This is a genomic window from Chitinophaga sp. SYP-B3965 (assembly GCF_009647655.1).
Classification (GTDB): domain Bacteria; phylum Bacteroidota; class Bacteroidia; order Chitinophagales; family Chitinophagaceae; genus Chitinophaga.
The window spans coordinates 346,242-362,427 of sequence record NZ_WJFD01000004.1 but is presented as its reverse complement, the minus strand read 5'-3'; the positions used below and the strand labels follow the sequence as shown (position 1 = coordinate 362,427).

Annotated in this window: 11 protein-coding genes; 7 read left to right on the top strand and 4 right to left on the bottom strand. The window is 45.4% G+C overall.

Annotation, left to right across the window (positions count from 1 at the left end):
• Positions 1-2 precede the first annotated feature (2 nt).
• Positions 3-1,139, bottom strand: a complete 1,137-nt coding sequence (locus GFS24_RS22530; protein ID WP_153663510.1) for a porin — start codon at positions 1,137-1,139, stop codon at positions 3-5.
• 78 nt (positions 1,140-1,217) lie between these two features.
• Here GFS24_RS22530 and GFS24_RS22525 point away from each other — a divergent pair, with 78 nt between their 5' ends.
• Entirely contained in the window at positions 1,218-2,168 is a 951-nt protein-coding gene (locus tag GFS24_RS22525) for an aldo/keto reductase (protein ID WP_153663508.1), read from the top strand.
• A gap of 244 nt (positions 2,169-2,412) precedes the next feature.
• Here GFS24_RS22525 and GFS24_RS22520 read toward each other — a convergent pair whose 3' ends face one another.
• Positions 2,413-3,927 (bottom strand): arylsulfatase, encoded by a 1,515-nt coding sequence (locus GFS24_RS22520; protein ID WP_153663506.1) that lies wholly within the window; start codon positions 3,925-3,927, stop codon positions 2,413-2,415.
• Positions 3,928-4,152: 225 nt separating this feature from the next.
• On the opposite strand from GFS24_RS22520, the gene GFS24_RS22515 reads away from it, so the two are divergent.
• The 3 genes from GFS24_RS22515 (at position 4,153) to GFS24_RS22505 (ending at position 9,120) form a co-directional block, all read left to right on the top strand.
• The gene (locus GFS24_RS22515; protein ID WP_153663504.1) at positions 4,153-4,548 is read left to right on the top strand and encodes a response regulator; all 396 of its coding nucleotides are present in this window, start codon (positions 4,153-4,155) and stop codon (positions 4,546-4,548) included.
• Positions 4,549-4,560: 12 nt separating this feature from the next.
• A complete protein-coding gene (locus GFS24_RS22510; protein WP_153663502.1) occupies positions 4,561-6,258 on the top strand; it encodes an ATP-binding protein in 1,698 nt (565 codons plus the stop codon).
• Between the two features lie 225 nt (positions 6,259-6,483).
• On the top strand, positions 6,484-9,120 hold the full coding sequence (locus tag GFS24_RS22505; RefSeq protein WP_153663500.1) for a T9SS type B sorting domain-containing protein: 2,637 nt from the start codon (positions 6,484-6,486) through the stop codon (positions 9,118-9,120).
• Here the strand turns inward: GFS24_RS22505 and GFS24_RS22500 are convergent.
• A complete protein-coding gene (locus GFS24_RS22500) occupies positions 9,109-9,501 on the bottom strand; it encodes a nuclear transport factor 2 family protein (protein ID WP_153663498.1) in 393 nt (130 codons plus the stop codon). The genes GFS24_RS22505 and GFS24_RS22500 overlap by 12 nt on opposite strands.
• A 114-nt stretch (positions 9,502-9,615) precedes the next feature.
• Between GFS24_RS22500 and GFS24_RS22495 the strand changes: the two genes are divergently transcribed.
• From GFS24_RS22495 to GFS24_RS22485, 3 genes are all read left to right on the top strand, one after another.
• Positions 9,616-10,623, top strand: a complete 1,008-nt coding sequence (locus GFS24_RS22495) for an AraC family transcriptional regulator (protein ID WP_153663496.1) — start codon at positions 9,616-9,618, stop codon at positions 10,621-10,623.
• 93 nt (positions 10,624-10,716) lie between these two features.
• Positions 10,717-12,957 (top strand): CocE/NonD family hydrolase, encoded by a 2,241-nt coding sequence (locus tag GFS24_RS22490; protein ID WP_153663494.1) that lies wholly within the window; start codon positions 10,717-10,719, stop codon positions 12,955-12,957.
• 118 nt (positions 12,958-13,075) lie between these two features.
• A complete protein-coding gene (locus GFS24_RS22485) occupies positions 13,076-14,794 on the top strand; it encodes an ATP-binding protein (protein ID WP_153663492.1) in 1,719 nt (572 codons plus the stop codon).
• 140 nt (positions 14,795-14,934) lie between these two features.
• Here the strand turns inward: GFS24_RS22485 and GFS24_RS22480 are convergent, their stop codons facing one another.
• Positions 14,935-16,170: an alkaline phosphatase family protein gene (locus GFS24_RS22480; RefSeq protein WP_153663490.1), complete on the bottom strand. Its 1,236-nt coding sequence runs from the start codon at positions 16,168-16,170 to the stop codon at positions 14,935-14,937.
• Positions 16,171-16,186 lie beyond the last annotated feature (16 nt).

Here is a 16,186-nt window from a genome sequence, read left to right as displayed (position 1 = left end):
GGTTAAATTCTTATCTGCAATTGTACGTATACCAGGTTGCGGGAATAAGTAGTGGTAAGAGGGATATCTTTTTTAAACAGGTCGATGGTAACGCCCATTTGCAGGGCGGCATAGAAATTATCTGCAAAAATAAAGGAAACGTTGGGAACGATGGTCTGCCTGGGATTATCGTTCTCATCAAAATATTCATACCGCGCGGAAAACTCCATGGCCCTCACCCGCGGGCGATGATATTCATACCGTAAAGTAGGGAAGAAATAAAAACCCTTCATCCTGAATTGGCTGATAGCCGGCTTAGGACTTAACGTATCACTATTATAAGCCACGAAATTAGTACCCGATTTATATTCCCCCATCAACAGCAGCTTCCATTTGCGTGACAAACTGATCCGCGCAGAAGCATCCATACCATAGGCATTTCCTACAGCACTCCTACCCAGGCTGCCGCTACCGGCATTTACACCTATCGTGAGATCATTCACCGGTGAAGCTTCCACACGGGCATATAAATTCTTCGTATTATCATCGTCCGTGTTCTCATTCCTGTTATTGCCATTATACACACCCGCATAATACCTCAAATTCCCGGAGGCATTGACATCTCCAAAAACAGAAAGCCCTACCTGGAAACTCTGCCATCCATTTTTCCCGAAAGCATAATACTGATTGGAGAAATCCACGGTACGGATAATGTCCACCGGCATAATATCCTCAATACCCATAAAAGGACGGAACTGCCCTGCCTGTACATTGAAATATTTATTCAGCGAATACCGGATAAAAGCATTCTCCAATACTTTGTTGGCGGGGTTACCGGAAAAGTCCGCAAAGTTGGCCAGGATATTTGCAGAAAAGTGATCATTGATATTCGCCTTTACCATGATCCGGGCGCGCTTTACAAGGAAAGAATTGTTGGTGCCTTTATCAACAGCAGGATCATAGTTTTTTCCGTTCACATCCACATTTTTCGTAAGCGAAGCCACATACCGCGTTTGCAGTACCCCGGCAAAACTCAACGAACGTTTATAGGCGGAAAAGTTAGTGATGGTATCTGATTCGGAAAGCGAGGTTTCATCTACCTGCTGAGCATACACAGGCAGCGTATAGACAATGGCGATCAAAAACAATAGCGGCTTCATATAGCAAAGAACAAATACCTTTTCAAAAGGTTCAACATAAATTTTGTTCTTTTGTTACGTAGAACTAAATCAACAGATATGGAAAAGAGAACATTGGGCAATACAGATATTCAGTTGGCCCCACTCGTTTTTGGCGGTAATGTTTTTGGATGGACGGCTGATGAACCTACCTCCTTTCAGTTACTCGATGCATTCACGGATGCTGGTTTCAACGGTATCGACACATCAGATAATTACACGGCCTGGATTCCTGGTAATACCGGGGGAGATTCTGAAAGAGTGATCGGTAAATGGTTGAAGAAAAGCGGCAAGCGCGATAAGGTAGTGATTGCAACCAAAGTGGGAGGCAAATTCAGTGAAGAAAAGAAAGGTTTGAAGAAAGCCTATATCCTTCAATCCATAGAAGATTCCCTCACCCGCCTGCAAACAGATTATATCGATCTGTACCAGACGCACTATGATGATCTGGAAACACCCATAGAGGAAACCCTCGAAGCCTATGCAGAAATAGTACGCTCAGGCAAAGTACGCGCCATCGGCACTTCCAACATGACAGTAGAACGGCTCGCCGAATCCATCCAGATCAGCCAACAAAAAGGTTTCCCTTTATACCAATCCCTGCAACCGGAATACAACCTCCTGGAAAGGGAAAAGTACGAAACCCAATATGCCCCTTTTGTAACAGAACACAACATAGGCGTAATTCCATTTTTCGCATTGGCCAGCGGTTTCCTAACCGGAAAATACCGCTCCGAAAAAGACCTCGAAGGCAGCAGCCGCACAAAATATGTTTCTCGCTACATCAATGAACGAGGCTTTAAAATATTGAACACCTTAGATGAAGTAGCCGCCCAATACAACAGCAAACCCGGTACTGTAGCTATTGCATGGGTAATGGCCCAACCCGGCATCACAGCTCCCATTGCCAGCGCCAGCAACATGGCCCAGTTCAATGATCTCATCGCCGCCGCCTCCTTAAAGCTGGATGCTTCAGCTATGGAGTTATTAAATACTGCCAGCGCTTATTAATGCAAAAAGGTAGGTGTAAACACCAATTAGTTTTTTATTTTAAGTCATTAAATGCAATAGGTCAGATGGTAGTTACCATCTGACCTATTGTTATATGATCTGTTTTTTATCTTAAAATCTTCTCGCCATAAAAGTACTACCCAAAAAGCCTCTCACCATAAAAAGCACTCATTCCAAAAAAAGCTCCCCCTAAAGAAGAAAAAAAACTCCGCCCTTTGCTGCGCGGCAAACTCCTAGCAAAAAACTACCTCGTCCTCTCCGCAACTTTTAACCGCTGCAACTCCGCAGCCATCTCCTTCACCCTCTCCGGATATAAAGCAGCAATATTATTCCGCTCCCCCACATCTTTCGAAAGATCATACAACTGCGCCGCCTCATCATTACCAGATTCAATATTCACCAACTCCATCAACGCCTTCCCTTTAGAAGGTGTAATGTATTTAAAATTCCCCTGCACCAAAGACAAAGAACCTCCCTGCAATACGAGCCAGGATCGTCCTTTAGCAGAACGCCCCAGTAAAACATCCAGCATATTAAAACTATCCGGGGCATCATCCACTCCTAATTTCTGCCCGGTTAGTTGAGAGAAAGAAGCAAATAAGTCCACCTGACTGATCAACGCATCAGAAGAAGTTCCGCTCTTTACAGTCCCCGGCCAGGAAACAATCCACGGCACACGCGTACCTCCTTCAAAAGCACTGTATTTCCCTCCCCGCAAAACACCAGCAGGCTGATGCCCGTTTTGCAATGTTACCGCTTCATCCTCGTAACCATCATCCAGCACCGGCCCATTATCACTGGAAAAAATGATCAGCGTATTTTTCTCGATCCCCAGCTCCCGCAACTTCTGCGTGATCCGGCCGACCGTCCAATCCATTTGTAAGATAGCATCCCCTCTGTAACCTAAGCCGCTTTTACCTTTGAAAGCAGTACCCGGCATCCGGGGAACATGAATATCACTCAGCGCGAAATAAAGGAAGAAAGGTTGTTGGCGATTTTGCTCAATGAACTGTTCTGCTCTTTCTGTAAATGTATACGCCAGTTCTTCATCCGTCCAGCGGGCTTTATTCCCCCCTTTCATGTAACCGATCCTGCCGATACCATTGACGATCGTATTGTCATGTCCATGTCCCGCAGAAGATCTCATTTTGAGCAATTCCGGATGCTCTTTGCCGGTAGGGTCATTTCCTACTTTTTCTTTATAGTTAACTTCAATAGGATCGTTCTTATCCAGCCCCAGCACTGTGTGGTTTTCTACAAAAACAGTGGGCACCCTGTCCGCCGTGGCAGGAAAACAAAAGGAATAATCAAATCCCACTTCATTAGGTCCCGGTTTCACAGACCCGTTCCAGTCAATGTCATTTCCATCTCCCAGGCCCAGGTGCCATTTTCCCACCAGGGCCGTTTTGTAACCACCTTTTTGCATCACAGTGGCCAGGGATGGTTTATCCGTGGGAATGATCATGATCGCGTTGCCCGGTAAAACACCCGTTCCCGTTTTCCGCCAGGGATATCTCCCCGTGAGCAAAGCAAACCGGGAAGGCGTGCAGGTGGCAGAAGTAGTATGCCCGTTAGTGAAACGCAGCCCTTCTTTGGCCAGCCGGTCAATATTCGGAGTTTTTACTTTGGTAGCGCCATAGCAACCGAGGTCCCCATACCCCAGGTCATCCGCATAAATAATGATAACGTTCGGTTTTTTCTGTGCAAACAGGTGCTGGCTGCTAATAACCACCAGCGTCATAAAGAGTAACTTTCTCATACAAGGAATATTAATTACAATCTTACGGCTAAATAATTAATTATTTTATTCGGCGAAAACAGCCGTTAACTATAATTTCTCCCGTTTTTTGTTTAAATTAACAGTAATGCGTTATCCTCAATAAAAGCCCTGATAGACATATATTTATTTTGTAATGTTTCGCAAATTGAATTTTATCCTACAAAAAATTGTAGTTTCACCTAGCGATTGAATAGACCTGAAGTTATGTTAAACACACCCACCATACTGCTCATAGATGATGATATTGATGATCAGGAGATCTTCACCTCTGCTCTTGCATTCATAGATAATGCTATCAGTTGTACGATTGCACCCAATGGCTATGAAGGCATTATGCAGTTAAATGATTCCGATGCATTACCGGATCTGATCTTCCTTGATCTTAATATGCCTGTAATGAACGGCATCCAGTTCCTTCGGGAAGTAAAAGCAGCACATAAGGCAAAAGATGTACCCGTTATTATTTTTTCAACTGCTTCAGACATGAAAACAATTGAAGAAGCCAAACAATTGGGTGCACATGATTTTATCACTAAACCAGAGAAGTTCTCAGAATTAGTGGGCCTCCTGCATGGTTTATTATTTCCTGCTACCCGTTAAAGCATTGTGATCATGACATCAACTCCAACTTACGCTTCTTTCAAGTTTATGGAAGGAGGTGGTGAGTTAGGTGCATTGATCCGTAACTACGATTGGGCCTCCACTTCCATTGGCACACCGGATCAATGGCCGCAAAGTTTACGTACCGCACTGAGCATTGTATTGAATTCCCGCTTCCCCATGTTCTTATGGTGGGGACCGGATATGATACAGTTCTACAATGATGCCTACCGCCCCAGTTTAGGAATTGAAGGCAAACATCCCGCCGCCGTAGGACAAAAAGGAGAAGACTGCTGGCCGGAAATATGGCACATCATCAAACCGCAGATAGACCAGGTATGGGCTGGCGAATCCACATGGAATGAAGATCTGCTGGTGCCCATCTATCGCAATGGCAGCATAGAAGATATGTACTGGACCTTCAGCTACAGCCCCGTGAAAGATGAAGAAGGACAAGTAGGCGGCATCCTGGTGGTCTGTCATGAAACCACAGAAAAAAGAAAACAAGGCATAAAAATAGAAATAGCGGAAGCAAATTACCGCCAGTTGGTAGAAAGCCTCCCTGTGGCCGTTTTTACCATAGATGCCAATGGTTTCATCAACCTGTACAATAATGCCGCCAGGGAATTATGGGGCAGGGAACCAGCGATCGGAAAAGATAAATGGAACGGCTCGTATAAGATGTTCTTAACAGACGGCACACCCATTGCACATGAAAATGGCCCCATGGCTAAAGCCCTCCGCGAAAACCGGGACATCAACCTGGAAATGCTGATCCAGCAGCCGGATGGAAAAATGAAACATGTGATCGCCTATCCGGAACCCTTACATGATCATGAAGGTTATGTAACAGGGGCCATGAATGTAATGATAGATATTACAGAACTGAAAGAAGCGGAACATGCTTTACGCGCCAGTGAAGAATTACTGGAAAAACGCGTGCATGAAAGAACTGCAGAGATCAAAAGCGCCAACTTCAACCTGCAACGTTCCAACTCAGAACTGGAACAGTTTGCTTATATCACCAGTCACGATCTCCAGGAACCACTGAGGAAAATAAGGACCTTCACAGAAATGCTGGAAAGCAGCCTGGGGTCTATCTCTTCAAAGTCCAAAGGTTACCTGGATAAAATTGCGGCATCCTCTACCCGCATGAGAAGACTGATCAAAGATGTATTACATTATTCCCGCTTAATAGCACCGGAAGAAACTTTTACGAGAGTAGATCTTCATGCCGTTATCTGGCAGGTAGTGGATGACTTTGAATTGCTGATCCGCGAAAAGAATGCAAAGATCAACATACAACAACTCCCGGTAATTGAAGCGAATCCTTTACAGATCAATCAGCTCTTCAGCAACCTGATCAGTAACGCCCTGAAATTTAATACAAGAGATGAACCTGCCATTAATATCACGGTTACCATGTTAGACATGGATGCTCAATTGCCGGAAGGATTAAATCCCTCCCTCTCCTACTGCCTGATCGAGTTTAAAGACAACGGCATCGGGTTTGATCAGCAATATGCAGAACAGATCTTTACCATCTTTCAACGCCTGCATACAAAACATGAATATGCAGGAACCGGTATAGGATTGGCACTTTGCAGGAAAATAGTACTGAACCATCATGGCAGTATCACCGCTCATTCTGAAAATGGAGAAGGCGCAACCTTCAGGATCATCCTTCCTTTGAAGCAATTTCAGCTCTGACACATAAAATTTACAATTACACAATATTAAAAATTCAACTCTATCTGCTAGTAAGCAACCCGAATTGCATTATACATAAAAAGTATGTATAATATTCTTTCATAGGTGCTACCAGCATACGTGAAGGAATCATACATTTACAACAGATCATCTGACCTAACATAAGCTGACAGAGCAACCAGAACGAGGGTTTTTACGTAGTATCCCTGGCGCAAATACATCTGCATGAAGCACATTCTGTTGCTGATTTTTTTAGGAGCATCGCTCACCCTCAAAGCCGACCACATTACCGGCGGGGAGATGTATTATACATTTACAGGCATGTCCGGTGGCATGTACAACTATTCCGTTACCTTAAAACAATTCAGAAGCTGCGGTACAGCCAACCGCCAGTTTGCCAATCCAACTTATATAGGTGTATTTAACAGGGCTACGGGAGCACGCATCCAGGATATAGCAGTTACGTTTAACAACGAAGAACAGATCAGCACTACCAGCAACGATCCCTGCATTACCCGGCCACCATTCATTTGTTATTATGTAGGCACCTGGACATTTCCTCTTTCCTTACCGGCTTCTGCAGATGGTTACATCCTCACTTCCCAGGTTACCAACCGGGTAGACGGTATTAATAATCTTTCCTTTGGTTATGGCAGGATCGGCGCCACTTACACTGCTGAAATTCCGGGTACTGCTTTTGCACAAAATCACAGCGCCAGATTTACGGGAGATGACCTGGTGACCATCTGCGCAGAGAACTCTTTCTCTTACAGTTTTGCCGCAACGGATGGAGATGGAGATCAGCTGCGTTATTTCTTTTGCGAAGCTTACCAAACTGCCGGTTATTCTGGTGGTGGAGGTGGCGGAGGAGGAGCTGGTGGCCCAATTGGTGGAAATAACAGTCAGCCGCCTGTATCCCCTCCCTATTATTCTGTTCCTTATGGTGATGGTTTTAGTGGCGGCAGTCCGTTAGGCAACCGTGTTTCCATTAATCCCAATACTGGTTTGATCACAGGTATAGCACCAGGTGTAGGAATTTATGTAGTAACCGTTTGCGTACAGGAGATCCGTAATGGTGTAGCTATTGCCACACAACGGAAAGACCTGCAGATAAATATCACCGGCTGCACCGTAGCCTCCGCCTCACTTTTACCGGAATACATGTTATGCGGTAATACCCAACAGCTAAGTTTAGCCAATCAATCTACCAGCCCGCTGATCGTATCCTGGTTCTGGGAATTTAAGAACAGCGCAGGGGCAGTGGTCTATAATTCTAGCAACAACATCGCAGATTATACATTCCCCACAGCAGGTACTTATACCATCAAGCTGGCTACCAACAGAGGTTTTCAATGTCCTGATTCTACTGATGCACAAGTGTATGTGTACCCCGGATTTGAACCCCGTTTTTCTGTGACCGGCTCCTGCATCAATAAACCGCTTATATTCAGAGACCAGACCACTTCCCGGTATGGCATTACTAATTTCTGGGATTGGGATTTCGGAGAGCCCACTGCACAAACAGATTTTTCCGATGAGCAGCATCCGCTTTATACTTATCCCACTAACGGCCTTAAGAACGTCCGGCTGATCGTACACAATACTGTCGGTTGCAAGGATACTATCTTCAATCCGCTGGAGGTACTGGATAAACCACCGATCAATCTTTCATTCCGCGATACACTCATCTGCCCGCCCGATCAGTTACAATTACAGGCATTGGGCACTGGTGTATTCACCTGGTCGCCCACCATTAATATGACGGGTGCAAATACCCCCATACCAAGAGTGAGCCCCACTACAGACACAAAATATTATGTAGATCTTGATCAGGACGGCTGCCTGAACCGAGACTCTGTGATGATACGAACAGTAGATCGCGTAAGTTTAAATTTACCGGCAGACACGGTGATCTGCCAGGGAGATCAGATCCAGTTAAGGCCGCAATCCAATGGCCTGTTATATACATGGACGCCTGCCCAGAATTTAAATAATGCTGCCGTTAAAAGTCCTTTAGCGATCACTACCAATAATACTATTTATAGTGTTACCGCCACCATCAGCGGCTGCTCTGCCACTGATCAGATGCTGGTATCCACAGTACCTTATCCGCGTGCATTTGCAGGTGCAGATACCATTATCTGTTTTGATACCTTCGCACAACTGCATGCACTCACGGACGGTACTTTTTATACATGGCAAACCACAGATGCTGCCGGCGTTCCCATTTCCATGGATCCTACGGTAAGACCAAAAGCAACCGCTGCTTACGTCTTTTCTGCATTTGATACAAGAGGCTGCCCTAAGCCTACAAAAGATACCGTGATGGTGACCGTACTACCTAAGATCAATGCTTTTGCAGGAAGGGACACTGCTATTGTATTGGGCCAGCCACTGCAATTAAATGCTTCCGGCGGCTCGCAGTACACCTGGTTTCCTTCAAACGGATTATCTGCTACTACTATTCCCAATCCTATAGCATTATTCAATGCACCCATCAAAGGATTACGTTATAAAGTATTGGTGCAGGACATTGGCGGATGTACAGATTCTGCTTTCCTGAATGTGAAAGTATACAATACCATGCCACAGGTTTTTGTACCCACGGCATTCACACCAAACGGAGATGGTGTGAATGATCAGTTACGCCCTATCGCTGCAGGTATCCAGAATATTGAATACTTCATGGTTTATACCCGTTGGGGAGAATTGGTATACCGTGGTTTCCAGAGTGGCAAAGGATGGGATGGCCGCATCAATGGAAGGATCCAATCATCCGGTGTATACGTATGGCAGGTGAAAGCAGTCGATTATCTTGGATTTGACTTCTTCCTCACCGGCACGGCTACGTTATTGCGGTAAAGAACCCCAGAATGCATCCTCTGCTGCCGCATCTGTAGCAAACGCATCCACCGCTACAATTTTTCCATCCACTACGGTATACACATCAATGTTATCTGTATCCAGCGTTACGCCATTGCGTGCAGCGGTAAAACGCAGCAAACACGCTACCTTATTTCCATTCACCGCTACTGATTTGATCTCTGCCAATGCAAAGGTATTTTGAGAAGCTTCAAACATCCCTCCTACCATTTGGAATACTTCCGTAACGGATAATTTCAAACCAGAAAAACGATTGTTACCGGGAGCATTCCATTTTACTTCCGGATGCAGGATAGCCCCTATCTTTTCAAGGTCCACCCGTTGTACTGCTGCTAAAAATTCTCTTACGATTGTTTCCATGTTTTTAATTTTTTGATAACACAAAGCTAGGCCGGCATGCCCCGGCTACACTTATCTTCACACGACAAACAATTACCATTTCGCGACAAGACCTTTTTGCAATAACTTTAGCATATGGAAGACCAACAGAAAAGAATGGCCCTGAGCCTGCTGGCATATGCAGCACACAGAGATGTGTTGCCACAGCAGCTGTGCAAACTGGCAGGCATTCAGCTGGACGAATTGAAGAAACCATCAGGAGAAAGCATCACCGCAACACAGATGAATAATTTATGGACCAACGCAGGGCATCTCACCAATGATCCCCTCTTTGGTTTGCACTTTGGAGAATCCCTGCAGGTAACTGCACTCGGCGTAGTGGGAGAGATCGTAAAAAGCAGTGGTACAGTGGGAGAAGCTATCACACATGCTGCCGCACTGGCACATCTTATCACGGATGTTTTCAGGATGGAAGTAACACCTCCCGATAAAAGCAAAACATTCACCATCCGTTTTATTCCACATACGGATGCACCACCCTCCTTTTCGTTCCTGCAACTGATGGATTTTTTCATGGTATTTACCGTGCATGAACTGGATGGATTGCTATTGCAAAAGATCCAGCCTAAAGCTGCACGTTTTCCTTATGTAGTATCCAACATCGCAGAATATGAAAGGGTATTACGCTGCAAACCCACAAAGCGCACCGGTGAGTTTTCCCTGGAGTTTGATAAGAAACATTGGGATGAACCCATCCTCACAGCGAATTATGAATTGCAAAGCCTGCTGCTGAAAAAAGTACAAACCCTTCCGGAACAGGCTGCCGGCACACAATCCCTGCAGGCAAGGATCTATAATTACCTGCTCACAAATGCTTACCTCGGTATTATTTCATTGGAGCAGATGGCCGCGAATTTCAATATCAGCCCACGCAGCCTGCAACGCAAATTGCGGGAAGAAGGTGTGAAGTACCAGGATATTGCAGACGCTGTACGCAAGTCACTCGCCATGCATTATATGTCGTCCGGAAATTATCCGCTGAAGGAAGTATCCTATATGCTGGGGTACAATGAACTCAGTGCTTTTACACGTGCCTTTAAAAGATGGACAGGAGATACGCCCGGCAGCTATCAGCACAATTAATGGTTGTTCATAGGGCGAAAGTGTGTTTGTAGCCATAGGAAACGTTAAGGCGTTTCTTTTTCGGTATATTTGGATACAAACCTGACTTAACATATGCGTATCCTAACCCTTTTCCCTGTTTGCCTGCTGCTGGCAATCACTACTTACGCCCAACGCTCCTTCCGCCTCACCCAAAACTTAAACATAAGGGATACCGCTGCCGTCCGTTTGGAAATGCAACGGCTGGCAGACAGCGCATATGTTTTCTGCAAAGCCAAACATTTTCCAATGGGTATGGTAAGCAGCGCTATGCTGATCCGGCAGGAATATGAAGAAGCACAAAAGGCTTTTAATATTTTACTCAAATGGCCCAAAGACGCGAAAGTACTTTCCCCCATTAACCTGCTGCAGGAAATGGCGGCATGGCCGGGTAAAGAAACTGAGAAACTACAGGAACGTATAAAGACCGTACAAAAAGATTTCAGGGCAGATGTGATCAGTAGTCTGAAAGGAAGTTTCCAGCCGGAATACGCCAGCCTGCTCAGGCTTAATATAGTACAGCAACTGGAACAGATCCAAAAAACCGGGCAGGACCCGAACCTTAATAAAATAGTGGAGATCCTGCAATACCAGGCCATCCAGGATTTCCTGGATAAACATTATACCTCCCTGCAGGAAGCTTTACAACGGCTGGAGCCTACCCGCTTCAGGAAAATAGTAGCCCGCATCCCCATGCGGGATGGTGTTCTGCTGAATGCCTTTATTTTCCAGAATGAAGATGTGATGGAAAGAGAACCCGCCATTATCAGCCTCAGTCCATACCCTTACGGAAGAGAAGCAGAACGGGGAAACATATGGGCATTACATGGCTACAATTATGTGTATATAGATAACCGCGGCAGGCGTACTTCTGAAGGAGAAAATTTCCCGTATGAAAAAGATGCACAGGACTATTATGATATCATAGACTGGGTAAGCCTGCAACGCTGGTGTAATGGAAAAGTAGGTACCACCGGCGGCTCCTATCTTGGTTTTGCACAATGGCAAAGCATCCGCAAAGCTTATCGCCACCCTGCCCTGAAAGCAGTGAATCCCGCAGTAGCCGTAGGTTTTGGTGTTGACTTCCCACGCAACGCCAATATGTTCACACCCTATATGCTGCGCTGGGCGGAGTTTGTGAGCGGCACGGAATATAACCTCGCAAAGTTCCTGGACGAAAATTTCTGGTATGGAAAAGAAATGGACATGTATCGCCGTCACATTCCATTTGCACAATTTGATTCCCTCGCGGGCCTGCCCAATCCCTTCTTCCGCAAATGGGTATCCCATCCTGACTATGATGATTACTGGCAGGGGATCATGCCCAACCAGGAAGATTATGCCAGCCTGGATATCCCCATGCTCACTGTAACCGGTTATTATGATGATGATCAAAATGGAGCTATGTTCTATTACAATAACCATCACCGTTATGGCGGAGCTGTTGCACAACAAAATCACCAGCTGCTCATTGGTCCCTTTGATCATGGCGGTTCCCAATGGATGACCAATCCTATACAATCCGCGCGGGCCATAGAAAAACAGGCACAGATAGCACCTTACAGATACATGATCGCATGGTTTAACTGGATCCTGAAGGACGGACCAAAACCCTTCTGGATGAAGAACAAGATCACTTACTTTGCTGCCGGCACCGGTGAATGGAAAGGCACCACCTCTTTTGCGGACCTCACAAAAGATACTCTGCGGTACTATCTTACCAACACCAAAAAACTGCAAAGCCAGTTACCGGAAACACAGCAATCATTGGTCTACCAGCATGACATCACTTCTTTACAAGATTCCGGAAGGGCTTACCAAAGTATCCTGCCAGACAGGAGAAACAACGACAGTATTTATTCCCCGCAAGCTATCCTCTTTGAAACAGATCCCTTCCCGGAGGATATCCAGTTATCAGACAGGATCAGCGCCACACTGTATATCCGCCTGAATGTACCCGATGCGGATTTTTCCATTAATTTCTATGAGATCACAAAAGATAACATACGGGTATATTTAGGTACCGCTGCCATCCGTTGCCGTTATCGCTTTGGAGGAGATCAACCCAAACTGATGCCCCTGAACAGTATTGAAAAACTGGCTTTTGACAATGCTTATATCTACCTCAAAAAGATCCGGAAAGGCAGCAGGATCCGCATGGAGTTTGGCAGTGTCAATCACCCTTCCATAGAAAAGAACTATGGATTTGGGGGTATTGTTGCCCGGGAAACCACATCCGCACCCCGCCTGATCGAAGCCACTATTATCACAGATAAAGACCATCCCAGCAGCATAAACATCCCCATCACCGACTAAAAAAGACCCGCATATATGTTTGCGTGTAGTATTCTCATTTTGAGGACATTACGCTATTCCCTATTTTTGTAGCCTATAAGAACCGCGGCCCCTTCGAGTACACCAAAATATACGTCTATTGAAACTATATCCTCCTATAGCTTACCTCATCCAATTAGGTACTGCGGACCAGGACGAACGGAAACAGCGCAGGATACGTATCATTAACTCCCTCAGTCTGACGACTGCTGTACTGGCATTCATCATGGGGATCGTATTCTTTATCATGAACAGGAAACTGCAGATCCTGATCCCTGCCATGCTTGAGTCCGTTGGCTTTCTTAGCATCATCTGGTTAAATAAAATGCGCCGGCCTGAAACAGCCAGTATGGCCTTCATGATCCTGCAAGCCATGGAGTTCGTTTACTTCGGTATCCTGTTTGGCACTGCCGTGGAAGCTATCCTGATCTTACTATTCCTGGTGAACGCCACTTACCTGTTGTACGAAAAAGGCCCCGCGAGGACCGTTTGTTTAATAGCAATAGCAGGTGGCCTCATCACCACTGAATTCTTCTATTACGCAGAGATCATTGACCCTATCAGTTTCCCGCATACTGCCACCTTCATATTGCGCTGGTTATGCATCCTGTTCATCCTTACCATGAACACCCTGGTGATCAGTTTTTATAAGGACGACAGGAATGCACTCATGAAGGTCCTCGAGGAACAAAAGGAGGAACTGGAAAGATCCAATAAATCAAGAAAGGTGTTTTTGCAGGAAACCAGCCATGAGATCCGTAACCCGCTCAATGCCATTTTCGGGATCGTGCAGTTAATGCGTATGGATATAAAGAAAGCAGCCGAACCGGAAGTACTGCCGGAGCTCGTAGACAATCTTTATGTGGCCAGTTTTAATATCAAGGACATTATCAATAATATCCTTGAATTGTCCCGCATTGAAGCCGGCCACCTGGATGAAGTAAAACGCAAAGAGATACACATCCGCACCGCTATCCGGAATACCGCCAACATTTACGAATATGTGGCCAATACAAAAGGGGTACACATAGAACAGCAATTTGACGATACCCTGCCGGATCATGTTTTCACAGATGAAACCAAACTTTCCCAGATCATCAATAACCTGTTAACGAATGCCATTAAGTTCACCCGCAATAACAGCGTGATCACTATCCATACTGGTGTAAAAGAAAGGACCTGGTTCATCAGTATTACTGACCAGGGAGGTGGCATTGAAAAGGACAAACTCGAAAAGATCTTTGAACCTTTTGTAACAGAGAAAACCAGTTTCATTGAAGGTACCGGGCTGGGATTATACATCTCCAAACATTTTGTCCTATTGCTGAATGGCAATATCACCGTGGAATGTGAAGAACACCTCACTACTACTTTTACTGTTTCCTTCCCTTTATCTGATTTCAAAAGAGGTAGTGCGCTTTCTGCTACGGAAGAACCTCCGCCGCTCCGCTTTGACAATAAAATTATACTGGTAGTGGAAGACGATAAAATGAGCCAGGCACTGCTCAGGAATTATCTCACAAGCCTTGGCGTACAGGTAATAACAGCCAACAATGGAGTGGAAGGCCTCGCCGCAGCACGTCAGCAAGTACCGGACCTTATTCTCCTGGATTCTCACATGCCTAAAATGAATGGGAAACAAACCCTGCTGCAACTAAAAGAAGATCCATCCCTGCAGCATATTCCGGTGATCATTGCTTCCGGAGATGCATTCACAGAAGCCATGGATGTGTTCATGAAAGCTGGCGCCAGTGATTATGTGATCAAACCTATTGTATTAGCCACTTTACCCACCATACTGGAACGTCATTTGAGTTAAAACAACAACGGCTGCAAGCATTTGCAGCCGTTGAATAAAGCGAGTTTGCCGCGCAACAGAGGGCGGAGGTTTTTTCTTTTTGGAGAGGGGGTGTTTTACTTTTTAGTTTCTTCCACCCACCACTTTGGGGAGGGGGTGTTTTACTTTTTAGCTTCTTCCACCCACCACCTGTTAATGGTGTTCTCTTTTCCTTCCAGCACTACTTTATATATGGCCGAAGATTTATCCTGCAATGGTATGCTGATGCGCTCCTTGCCAACCGGCACTTCTGCGATCAGTGTATACACATCTTCGCTGCCTGTTTTATAATTGTTGGTACTGGCCAGCCATACTTTCACCGTACCCTGTTCATCCAATGCTTTCCAGGTAACATCCAGTTTATCCTGAACCTTTAATACCGTAGGATTAGCTACAGATACTTTACCGATCAGGGAAATACCATCTGATTCACGACCAACGGCCATTGGCAACGGCACCTGCAGGAAACGGGCCACAGTAGGCATGATATCCACTACACCGGGATAATAATACTTCGCGTAATTATTTACCTGTGGCTGATTAGTGAGGATCCAGCTGGAACGCTGGCGGGCAGATTGACCGCCATGGCCTTTACCTGTTTTTTCATCACGGCCATGATCTGTTGTAATGATGATCATCCAGTTTTCTTTAAACTGCTTCTGGCGGTATTGAATAGCATCATAGATCTTACCTACCTTTTCATCCATCTTTTCAATAGCGCGTGTGAATTGTGGGCTGTCTCCATACATATGCCCCATGTCATCTGTATACTCCAGGTATACCCATGAAAAATCCGGCGCATTCTTACGGATGCAATTCGCCGCTTCTTCTGCCACATGCGCATCTATCTTCTCCATAAAATCCCTGGACTTATCATGCGGGAACTTTACGGTATCCAGTTCGTATCCATCAAATTTATAATCAAGCATGATATTGCCTGCTTCAGTCATACCCTCCGCCACAAGTTTAGTGCGGTTATCCAGCCAGCTGCTGAAGATGGCTGTTTTCTTCTGCGGATATTTATCCTCTATAATGCGGAAGATATTCTGGTAATTGTAATTAGGCGCTGCGATATCATTGTCCCAAACATTATGTTTGTTCACCCAGGTACCTGTTATCATGCTGTTATACCCAACCGCAGAGATGGTGGGTGTTTGAGAATATCCGCCTTTTTCTCCGCCCACATATGCGCGAAGATATTTTCCATCTTTGGCAATGCGTTGCAGATTAGGGGTGTTCACTGCTTCCAGCGCATCCGCAGAAATACCGTCAACAATGATAAATACAGCCTTGCGGGTTTGTGCAGAAACACCTGTACAAACCGTTAAAAATAATAGGGCAGTGATGCACTTTTTCATACACAAGTTTAATGTT